The 10,857-nt window shown below is 41.2% G+C and carries 9 protein-coding genes; 5 read left to right on the top strand and 4 right to left on the bottom strand.

Translation table 11 applies throughout. The annotated features are described in order from the left end of the window. Positions 1 to 255 precede the first annotated feature (255 nt). Positions 256 to 1,293 carry an aldo/keto reductase gene (locus ACFE93_RS26085; protein ID WP_375477616.1) on the bottom strand — a complete coding sequence of 346 codons (1,038 nt, stop codon included), beginning with the start codon at positions 1,291 to 1,293 and terminating at the stop codon, positions 256 to 258. A 491-nt stretch (positions 1,294 to 1,784) separates the two neighbouring features. Between ACFE93_RS26085 and ACFE93_RS26080 the strand changes: the two genes are divergently transcribed. The 3 genes from ACFE93_RS26080 (at position 1,785) to ACFE93_RS26070 (ending at position 5,887) form a co-directional block, all read left to right on the top strand. Beyond that, a complete protein-coding gene (locus ACFE93_RS26080) occupies positions 1,785 to 3,677 on the top strand; it encodes a lipoxygenase family protein (RefSeq protein ID WP_375477614.1) in 1,893 nt (630 codons plus the stop codon). A gap of 51 nt (positions 3,678 to 3,728) precedes the next feature. Beyond that, the gene (locus ACFE93_RS26075; RefSeq protein WP_375477611.1) at positions 3,729 to 5,078 is read left to right on the top strand and encodes a cytochrome P450; all 1,350 of its coding nucleotides are present in this window, start codon (positions 3,729 to 3,731) and stop codon (positions 5,076 to 5,078) included. Positions 5,079 to 5,326: 248 nt separating this feature from the next. Further along, positions 5,327 to 5,887: a hypothetical protein gene (locus ACFE93_RS26070; RefSeq protein WP_375477609.1), complete on the top strand. Its 561-nt coding sequence runs from the start codon at positions 5,327 to 5,329 to the stop codon at positions 5,885 to 5,887. A gap of 231 nt (positions 5,888 to 6,118) precedes the next feature. Here ACFE93_RS26070 and ACFE93_RS26065 read toward each other — a convergent pair whose 3' ends face one another. Next, a complete protein-coding gene (locus ACFE93_RS26065) occupies positions 6,119 to 6,859 on the bottom strand; it encodes a chromophore lyase CpcT/CpeT (RefSeq protein WP_375477607.1) in 741 nt (246 codons plus the stop codon). A gap of 206 nt (positions 6,860 to 7,065) precedes the next feature. Then, a complete protein-coding gene (locus tag ACFE93_RS26060; RefSeq protein WP_375477605.1) occupies positions 7,066 to 7,563 on the bottom strand; it encodes a GNAT family N-acetyltransferase in 498 nt (165 codons plus the stop codon). Between the two features lie 251 nt (positions 7,564 to 7,814). Between ACFE93_RS26060 and ACFE93_RS26055 the strand changes: the two genes are divergently transcribed. Further along, the gene (locus ACFE93_RS26055; RefSeq protein ID WP_375477603.1) at positions 7,815 to 8,405 is read left to right on the top strand and encodes a flavodoxin family protein; all 591 of its coding nucleotides are present in this window, start codon (positions 7,815 to 7,817) and stop codon (positions 8,403 to 8,405) included. Positions 8,406 to 8,857: 452 nt separating this feature from the next. Beyond that, positions 8,858 to 9,877, top strand: a complete 1,020-nt coding sequence (locus ACFE93_RS26050) for a tRNA dihydrouridine synthase (protein ID WP_375477600.1) — start codon at positions 8,858 to 8,860, stop codon at positions 9,875 to 9,877. A gap of 63 nt (positions 9,878 to 9,940) precedes the next feature. Here the strand turns inward: ACFE93_RS26050 and ACFE93_RS26045 are convergent, their stop codons facing one another. Further along, positions 9,941 to 10,744, bottom strand: coding sequence for an SDR family NAD(P)-dependent oxidoreductase (locus ACFE93_RS26045; protein ID WP_375477598.1), 804 nt, complete (start codon positions 10,742 to 10,744; stop codon positions 9,941 to 9,943). Positions 10,745 to 10,857 lie beyond the last annotated feature (113 nt).

The following is a 10,857-nucleotide window of genomic DNA, read 5'->3' as shown; positions in this document are numbered from 1 at the left end:
TGCATCCCGATACAATGCCAATGCATCCCGATACAATGCCATTGCATCCCGATACAATGTTAATGCATTCCCCTGCAATGCCAATGCATCCTTCTGCATTAAAAACGCTACGCTTTTACGCAAAACTGTACTCAGTTCTGGATTTTGCAGCAGCTCTGCCAGTTTTGTGCCTACAGCAGGATATACGGTGGTTTGCTATGATGAACTGCCCAAATCGCTTTTATCCTTAGTTTTCAAACACGCCCTAGCTAAAACTTATCCTAACCACTCAGGATTTTTGGCTGTACTATCAAATTGGTTAGTAGTTTTAAACAGTTCATACTGACCTTTGAGAGCAGCTTGGCGAGTCCGATTCAGTAATGCTCTGACTTGTTCCTGGCTCATGGGTGTAAAAGTACGTACTGCCTCGAAAGCCTGGTTTAAGATGGGCATACTTTCAATGCCTGTAATCACCGTTGAAGTTGGCAGATTCATCGCGTAATGCAGACATTCAATAGGTTTGACCACATTGCTTTTGAGAATGTTTTGGTCGCCCATTGATTTCATCCCCAGTACAGCAATTCCGTCTTCAACCAGTCTGGGTAAAACTTGCCTCTCAAAACTGCGGAAATGGGCATCCATAACATTTAACGGCATCTGCACTGCATCAAAACGGAAGTTGTTTTGATTGGCAACTTCCAACATTCTCAGGTGTACTAAAGGGTCTTTATGTCCAGTAAAGCCTATGTAGCGAATCTTGCCAGCTTTTTGTGCTTCCACAACTGCTTCCATTGCACCACCAGGGGCAAAAATCCGGTCTGGGTCTTCCATGCGAATGACTTCATGATGTTGCAACAAATCAATGTGGTCTGTTTGCAAACGTTTTAAAGATTCATCAATTTGTTTAGCAGCAGCCGCCTTTGTGCGACCGTCGATTTTAGTCATCAGAAAAGCTTTTTGACGATAACCATTTTGCAGAGCTTTGCCCATGCGAATTTCGCTACCTCCATTATGGTAATCCCAGCTATTGTCCATAAAATTAATTCCGCGATCGAGAGCAGTACGGATCAGCTCAATACCCTCTTGTTCGTCTTTTGGTCTACCAATATGATGACCACCTAGACCAATTACAGATATTTGTTCTTTGGTGCGTCCTAGTTGCCTGTAGAGCATTTCACCTTTTTTAGTCTGGAGTGGGGTAGACTGATTTTGCGCTAAAACCTGTTTAGTTAAACCTTGTAAAGCAAATACCCCGGCTCCACCTAAACTAGAAGCAGAAACTACCTTCAGTAAATTTCGTCTGCTAATATCCACAAATTTATCCTTTTGCCACAGTATGAAAACTTGCCTTCATAGCTTTGCATGGAGCAAAATTCGCTGCTTCTAACTGTTGAAGGATAAAAGTAGTGAGGTAGAGAGAGATTTTTGATAGAGGAAGGTAATAGAAAAATATGCGATCGCTCTATAAGCAGAAGAAGCATTGGAGACATCGGCAGCTGAGGAAGAATATGACTATCAGATTCTTGATATTGTTTCAGTGGTTCAAATGTCAACTCAAACACAAGACCTTAGTATGAAAGTCTTTTTTGAGAATTGTTTCTAAATCTTGGCTAATATTATTTGTGTTGCTAAATATTTATGGCAATATTTCTAAATTTGGTGCATGGTTCAACAGTTGATAAAATCCAGAAAACTTCTGGAGAAAAATCGTAACTTTAAACTTGATTGCGATAATACGTTTAGCTAACTCAAACCTGTTTATCCTAAACTATTAAAGTTCCCCATACTAAACATGAGTAGAGTCAATGACTGCTTCATCACCAGATAATTCAATCAGTTCATCAAGTACTCATACTTTAGATATAGCTAGGCAACAGTATCAATATAACTACATCCATATACCACCTATTGCGATGCTAGATCGGCTTTCTATTGCCGAAGAGTTCACCACTAACTGGTATTTTTTATTAGCCCAGCAGTTACGAGTTGTGTTTATCAATACCTTGGTTGTTAACAGAGGCAATCAAGGTTCTAAATCGATTCGTGATGATGTTGGAAGGTTTATTTTAGAAGCCTTGCTCAAGGGAGCAGTACCAGTCAGAATCAGCATTCTGGTAAGAATCTTGCAAATTATCCCTCAGTTTTTGCTCAATGGCATATCTAAGGATCTTAGAGAACTCGACGATCTTTTTTATTCTATTTTGAAAGAAAACGGACTTGTAATCCTCAGAGATGCTCTAAATAGGATAATTAACCTTCTATATGAAGGACAGCCTACAGGACATGCAAGCAGTCTTAAAGACTACGAAAATTTGTTTCCAGTGATTGGTGTACCAGCGATCGCTAAAACTTACCAATCAGATGAAGTATTTGCCTACATGCGAGTAGCTGGCTACAATCCCGTCACGATCGAGCGAGTAACAACTCCAGGCGATCGCTTCCCAGTCACAGATGAACATTACCAAGGAGTAATGGGAACTGACGATTCATTAGCAGCAGCCGGACTTGAAGGCAGACTTTACTTAGCTGACTATAAAATTTTAGATGGTGCGGTCAACGGTACATTCCCAGACGAGCAAAAATATCTCTATGCTCCCTTAGCACTGTTTGCCTTACCTAAAGGCTCAGACCCCACCCGTCTATTGCGTCCGATAGCCATTCAATGCGGTCAAACCCCAGGCCCAGATTATCCGATTGTTACCCCTAACTCCGGTAAATACTCTTGGCTTTTTGCCAAAACAGTAGTGCAAATAGCAGATGCCAACTTCCACGAAGCTGTTACTCACTTAGCAAGAACTCACTTGTTAATTGGTGTTTTTGCGATCGCCACAGCTCGACAACTGCCACTTACCCATCCTTTAAGAATTCTACTACACCCGCATTTTGACAGCACTTTAGCAATTAACGATGCCGCCCAACGTATTCTCATAGCTCCAGGCGGTGGTGTCGATAGATTACTCTCAGCATCAATCGACAACTCTCGCGTTTTAGCAGTGCTAGGATTACAAAGCTATGGTTTTAACAGCGCCATTTTACCTAAGCAATTCCAACAGCGCGGTGTAGACGATCCTAACCTATTGCCTATTTATCCTTACCGGGATGATGCACTACTAGTCTGGGATGCCATTCATCAATGGGTTTGGGACTACCTAAACCTTTACTACACCACGGATGAAGACATTCAAAAAGACACAGCCCTGCAAGCGTGGGCAGCCGAAATCTCAGCTTACGATGGTGGTCGCATCCCCGATTTTGGCGAAGATGGGAGCATCAAAACTTGCAATTATCTAATTGATGCCACTACGCTGATTATTTTCACTGCTAGCGCTCAACACGCTGCGGTTAACTTTCCGCAAAAAGATTTTATGGGCTACGCCGCAGCGATTCCATTGGCAGGTTATTTACCAGCCTCAACTCTCAAAAGAGAAGTTACTGAGCAAGACTACCTTAATTTGCTCCCTCCCTTAGATCAAGCACAACGGCAATACAACCTACTCAGCTTGTTGGGGTCTGTGTACTATAACAAGCTGGGCGATTATCAGCAAGGATACTTTACAGACCAAAAAGTAAAACCATTGTTACAAGCATTCCACAATAATCTTCAGCAGGTAGAAGACACCATCAAGCAACGTAACTTGCACCGTCCAGCCTATGAATATCTACTTCCTTCTAAAATTCCTCAGAGTATCAATATCTGAATTGGAAACAAATGACCAATGCCCAATGCCCAATGACTCAAAATAAATACCATGACACTTAAAGATAAAGTCCTTAAAGGTCACGATCGCCAGCTTTGGCTTGCACCTATACTAGCTAAAGTAGGTTATGACACTGAGATCGGCAAGTTTCTCCGCTTGATTTTTTATTACATGGATGCGTCAATCATGCTCAACGCATGGCGAGACTTTCTCTACATCCGTAAGGACAATATTGGAGACAAGTATTTTGCAGTAGACCAAGCAATTATGCATTCCTCTCACTCCCAGGTAAGAGAACTAATGCAAACCCAACCCCAACTGCGGGGAAATGACTTAGGTATTATCAGAATATTAGCTCCTAGCTACTTGCTCGATAATCCTCTGAGCTTGGGAACAAACGGTAACGAACACACAGGACTACGTACTGTAATCTTACAAGCTTTACCGGAACCGTCAGGGCAGATAGACTTTTTAGGGAATCTAGTTGAGGAAAGGCTATTAGAAACTGCTAAACAAGGCAAATTACACATCGGCAACGATTTGCCAAAGATCATCCTGTCGATTTTGCATCAACTGGTTTTTCAGATATCTTTATCTGAGGAAGAAATCACAGCATCCGATAATTACATTAAAAATTTGGCTCTCGCATCCTTACCTAATTTTATCAGCAAGTATCTGCTAGCAATCTTAACAGCGCCAAAAATTCGGCATCGTCAATATTTAACTAAGCGATATAAACAATCAGCTTTATGGCCATCTTACTTTGAAACAGGTGCTCAGTATCAGTTGAACGAACACCAAATCGCTAATACCCTTTTCGATATGATTCATATCGCCGGTACTGCTGGCACAAGTGCGCTTTTGGGATCTGTGATTGGTGTTCTCTGCTTAGATAATACTCTTAGAAATGATGTAGTATCAGAAATTAATGCAGTCTGGAATGGCAAGAAAAGTTTAGATCCAGATGCTCTAGAAAAGTTAACACTTCTCAATCAAGTAATTTTAGAAACGGCTCGTCTTTATCCACCTGTGCGATTTGTTAGCCAACTCACCACTGAAGCGGGTGAAGTTGAGATTGGAAAACAAAAATGTCCATTCCAAAAAGGTACTCGCTTACTTGGCTCTATTCTTACAGCTAATCGGGATGCCAATAGATACCAAAATCCAGACGATTTTGACCTAACACGAAATTTTTCAGATATCTTATCTTGGAACGGCGAAGAGCATGAGCGAGCCTGTCCTGGTAAATCCTTATCAATTGGCTTTATCAAAATTTTCTGTTTACATCTGTTCCACAACTATCAATGGGACTCAATTACAGAAGTCAAGTGGAATTTTGAAAAAGTGACTGCCGTTACTCCTAATAATTTAGTACTACAAGGTTTTGCTCAACGACTGTGAGTAAGGGACTTCCAATTAAAAAAACATCCCATTGTAGAGGTGCACAGCTAGCTGTGCGCCCCTACTTCTCATGGTTGATTAAGTAAGCTTAAAGCAAGTGGCATTCCTGAATTATAATTTGGTAATTGTTCTGGTTTTTTGAGTTGATTTTACTCTTTTTCTATTGCAAGATTACTCATTTTTTCTCTGACTCAGTTATTTAAAAATTTAGGTATTCATTTAGCTGAAAGGAAGTAATTACAAATTATATGGCTGAATTAATTGAGAAAAAGCAACTTAATAATATTGCTACCTGGATGATTCCAGTCAAAGAAATAAACTTACCATCTGTGCTTAAGGGTGTGTTTTTTATGGATGGCAACCCACTGCCAGATACTTGCATTACTATGTACAATTTAGAATGGGATATACAGAATATAACTTTGCTTTTACCAGTCTTTGCACCGTTACAATGGACTTTTCATAACTCGATTGCGGGTTGGATATTACTACGTTTAGTTCAATGGTTTCAAGTAAGTTACAAAATTCAGTTTGAAGATGAAACTTTGCAAGAAGCTCAAATCACACCTATTTTGCTAGGAATACCAGTTTCAAAATCGATTGTCAGTTTCACAATGTCCCAAGACAAAAATTCTCTCAATGGAGATATTTGGCACAGAAAGAACGTCTGGTTCGGCGGACTTTCTCGCGCTGGTGAGTATACTCTCCGTAGAGTTGTTGATAAAGATGGTTGTTATACTCCTGCTTTTAACGATATGCTTACCAGAGTTCAAAATGAATGTTTAGTAATTGGATACCACTCAAATTGATCTATAGCAGTCCTAAATCATTTGTGAAAATTATATATCTCTTTGTTCTTTCTTCCCTTTGCGTCCTAACTCTTAGAGACGCTACGCGTTCGCAAAGCGTTCCGTTCGCGCAGCGTCCCGTAGGGAAGGAAAGGCGGTTCGTTTCCTTATTTATATTTTTCACGACTCCTGCAAGGATTGCTATAGCTCAAGTTAGTCAGCTAAAGCTTAGAGCTTTGTCGCCCCCTATCGCTAACTTAAAACAGAGGTTTTATTCTTTTTTGATTTCTGTTTTCGCCAATCTGAAATTGTATTTTTTGTACTCCAGATTCCCAAAGCCAGCAACCCGAATGTAACAGAGGGTTCTGGAACAGAATTAACTCGACGGAATTCGATGGGTGTGGCCACAAGTAAATTACCTTTTTTGTCAAAAATTTTGTCTAAGGAGTCGATGCTACTCTGCTCAATAGTTACATCGGAAACCACTTTGAAGCCATTACTTGTTATACAGCCATTGGGAGCGTTATTCCCAATGTAACTATTCGGCTCCCAAAATAATTGCAGATTACAGGTGTTGTTCTCGACATTGTTAATACTAAGCTGTCGCCTAGACTGAGAATGATTGCACAACCCACGCACAGTATTTTCATTTAAAAAGCTGCTAATACTTAAATTCACAGCCGAATTTCCTTCATTAAAAGAATAAAGGCGTAGGCGCTCAAAACCTGGGCTTTCTTGCTCTAGATAAACGTTCTGTGTGTCAGCCAAAGGATTAGTATCATCCAGTTGCACACTACAATTTGACATAGTGATTAATGGCACAGAGGGGCTGTTAGCAATCTGTTGGGCATTATCAAAAAAACCAGTGAACCACTGTGCTACTTCTTGAACCTGTGTCTTAATTGGTGGCGCACTGGTATCAGCACGGCTTTGTTGAAGAAATGAAAATGTTGTTACCAAAAATGTCAAAATTGATACTTTGAGTAAATGCATAGAGGTTTGGACTCCAACAAGAGCAGATTACAGACTTATGGATAAATAATTTACACCATCAAGCCCCATCTTCCGCCATGAAATAAATTTCTTGGCTGTTGGCTAATAATCCTCTTGTATCACTTTCCAGATTAAGCCAATAGTAAATAACTTAAATTATCCAGATTAGCCACTCAGTTTCATCTCAAAGAGAACCTATCAAGTAGTTAGCCATTATACGCGAATATCAAAAATTTAGTGCCTTCAGAAATGAACTCTGCCATCTTGCACATACCCATCTTTTGATGTGCCTGAAGTGATGCTTTGTTATTTGCCTTGATGAAGAGTATTCCTTCCCGCTCTGGTAGAAAATCTTTCAACTTAGCAAACATTACCGCAGCAATACCTTGCCCGCGCATAGTTTCATCAACACAAATGGGGCCATACAAGTAAGCATCTTTTGTACCAGGATAGGCTTGTAACATCACCTTTATAATTGGTAAATTAGCAGTTGTCTTTGACCAACTGAGTAAGAATCCGACAACTTGACCATCTTTACGGGCTACAACACTTGGCATTTGAGAGATAGTCATCATCACAGCCTCTGGCTCAAGATGACCTAACAACATACCACCATGTTCTGCGTCATTGGCTTGGGCCAACTTGACAATTTCAGTAACATCATTGAGACTGGCACGGTCAATCACTACATCATTGAGAGACATACCTGGTTGACAAAAATAGGAGAAAGACTTGGAACAAAAGAATTTTCTTTTAGAAGAATACCAGAGACTAACAAAACCTATTTTTATGTTTTGTTACGTAATAGTTTAGCCCTAAGTTTCAGTACACGGTAGCTCCAGAAAAAACCTGCTGGGATTTGCATGACTTTAAGATTGACTACTTTACTTTATAAGCCAGTAGTCCTTATGATGTTTCTCGTTCAGTTTCAGTCAAAATTTTCACTAAACCTCCTATGCCCAGCGTTGTGATTATCTATTTTTCTGGTGCAGGTCATACTCATCTTATGGCCCAAGCTATTGCTGAAGGTGCAAGTAAAGTTAAAGACACTACTGTTGAACTGCTACGGGTTACTGGAGAGCAGATAGTCAATGGTCGTTGGAAGAATGATCAGGGAATAGCAGCTCTCAATCAAGCTGATGCAATTGTTTTTGGCTCTCCTACCTACATGGGTGGTGTCGCGGCTCAGTTCAAGGCATTTATTGATGCTGCTAGCGAAGTTTGGTTCCGACATGGATGGAAAGACAAAATCGCTGGGGGTTTTACCCATTCCAGCTCTCCTAGTGGCGATAAACAAGGCACACTTCTCTATTTAGCTACCAACGCAGCCCAACATGGCATGATTTGGGTAAACGTGGGAGATTTGCAAAGCTTTTTATCTGGTAAAGATGATGGGGTAAATCGATTAGGAGGATTTCTAGGTGTAATGGGTCAAAGTCAACTCGATATGAGTGGCAAAGAACCAGTGCTAGATTCAGGTGATTATCTGACTTCACTACGCTTCGGGGAACGCATTGCAGAGGCAACTAAACGTTGGTTAAAGTAACTTTTGACACTTGTATTTGCTTGTAGTATCCTTGTATCTGACAAAAAATTTAAAGAGTCAAAGTTGCACCAAAGCAGCGATCGCTTGGAACAGGCAGTACACTGCTACTATGTCAAACCTTTCAGAGTGCGTAGGCGTAGCCTGCCGTAGGCATCGCTGTCTTTTCTACTAGTAAGAGTGCCTTTTTCATGGGAATACTTTATATATAGCAATTGCAACAAATAGAACTCCTGTAGTATGAGCTACTGTACCAATATTGATTGCTTACGTCCACAAATAAGCATACAAAACCTCTCCATTAGTGCAATAACACCAATTAATACCATTTTGGATTTTAGATTTTGGATTGGGAATCGCTTTCTCTGTTTGGGTTCTATTAGTGCATCTGTCGTAATTATTTTTAAAATTGGTATAACTTAACAGTGATGCTTTGTCGATCGCTCTTCATCTTTATGCCCCAGGTATCGCTCCCCCAATCGTTCTATCCACACCTGCCCCTCACCGCTCTTGCGCCTATGCAGGATGTGACAAATCTCTGGTTTATGAAGGTCATTGCCCACTACGGTAGCCCTGACTACTTCTTCACCGAATATTTCCGCGTCAATGATACCTCACGGCTTAATCGTAGCATTCTGGCAGCAATCACCGAAAACGACACAGGTCGCCCCGTTTTTGCTCAAATGATTGGCGAAAGCATTCCAGACTTAGTAAGAACAGCAAAGGAACTTTGCAAGTATAATATTGCTGGAGTTGACTTGAACATGGGCTGTCCAGCACCCAGAATCTATCGCAAAAATGTTGGAGGTGGATTGCTGCTCTTACCAGAAAAAGTGGATCGGATTCTGGGAGAACTGCGTTCTGCTGTGAACGATCGACCTTTGACTGTCAAGATGCGTGTAGGCTTTGAAAATACAGATAATTTTTACAAAATTCTAGATATAATCAATCGCCACAGCATTGATTTGCTCTCTTTGCATGGTCGCACCGTCAAAGATATGTATCATGGGACAGTGAAATATGATTTGATCGCTGAAGCAGTCAGACAAGTCGATTGTCCAGTGCTTGCTAATGGCAATATCAACTCGGCAACAACTGCTGTTGAAGTGCTTTCTCAAACCGGCGCGGCGGGTGTGATGGTAGGACGTTGGGCGATCGGTAATCCTTGGCTTTTTAATCAAATTCGGCAAGCTTTGCGTTTCGAGCCGATCGCGCCCGTTCCTTTAGCAGAGGTACGCAACTATATCGATCGTTTATGGCAAACCCCAACAGCAGTAACTATGCCAGAGCGATCGCGCGTAGGCTATCTGAAAATGTTCCTCAACTACATTGCTCTGAGTGTTGACACTGAAGGTCATTTTTTACGGTTGATGCGACAGACTTCTACTGAAGCAGAACTGTTTAACCTCTGCGATCGCGTTCTTCTTACCGATCTGACAAAAACTTTAGCCCTAGCACCCTCCTTGAGCGTGTAATATCGTGTCCGGCTAAAAACTTGCCTTAACCGAAAATTGCGGCGTTGGAGATTTGGCTGTGATTTATGGTAAATTCAACCGCTTGCGCGCACCAAATCGAAATAAGTTATCTGGCAATATTGCTTTTAAGCGAGGCAACCATTGTGCCTCATTGCCAACACGATAGCGTAGTCGTGGCAACCGACTACGAGCAGCAAATAGAATCGTCTGTGCAACTTTTTCAGGATCGTCGCCTTGTGCAATTGCTTGACTAACAGTTGAGCGAATCACATCGCGTACATTGTCGTAATCAGCGTAATTCAATGTGGGTGACAACATAGCCTGGTTAAAGTTGGTCTTAAAGTAACCAGGCTCAATTAAAGACACTTTAATATTGAAGGGGTCTAGTTCCACGCTCAATGCTTCGCTATAACCTTCAAGTGCAAACTTACTTGCACTGTAAAAACCTTGGCCTGGTGCGCCAATCAATCCCGCCACCGAACTGATATTAATAATATGCCCACTACGCTGCTGTCTCATAACTGGCAAAACAGCATTGCTAACCCGGACAACACCCCAAAAGTTGGTTTCAAAAACCTCCTTGGCTTGTTCTAAAGAAGTTTCTTCAATCATGCTGGCATGAATCTGTCCAGCATTGTTAATCAATAAATCAATGTGATTAGTCCGCGCGAGCAACTGTTTGATACAGGATTGTACTGAAGACTCAGAGGTAACATCGAGTGTCAACATTTCCACATCTTGTAAAGTTGGATGTTCCTTGCGACTAGTACCAAAAACCCAGTAACCTTCTTGAGCAAGCTTTTGAGCAGTTAGCTGCCCGAATCCAGATGATGTTCCTGTTACTAGCACGACCTTTTTATCAGTCATCGGTTCTCCTTTTGTTTGTGAATTTCTTGGTGCTGCGATGGACTACACCTTGGCTAATAAAGCGATCGCGTTTTTTCTAAACCTTATTCGTTCATTATTCATTCTCAATAAAA

The organism is uncultured Nostoc sp. (assembly GCF_964247315.1).
Lineage (GTDB): Bacteria > Cyanobacteriota > Cyanobacteriia > Cyanobacteriales > Nostocaceae > Nostoc.
Note: the sequence above shows the minus strand (reverse complement) of the source record. Positions and strands in the feature narration are given on the sequence as shown.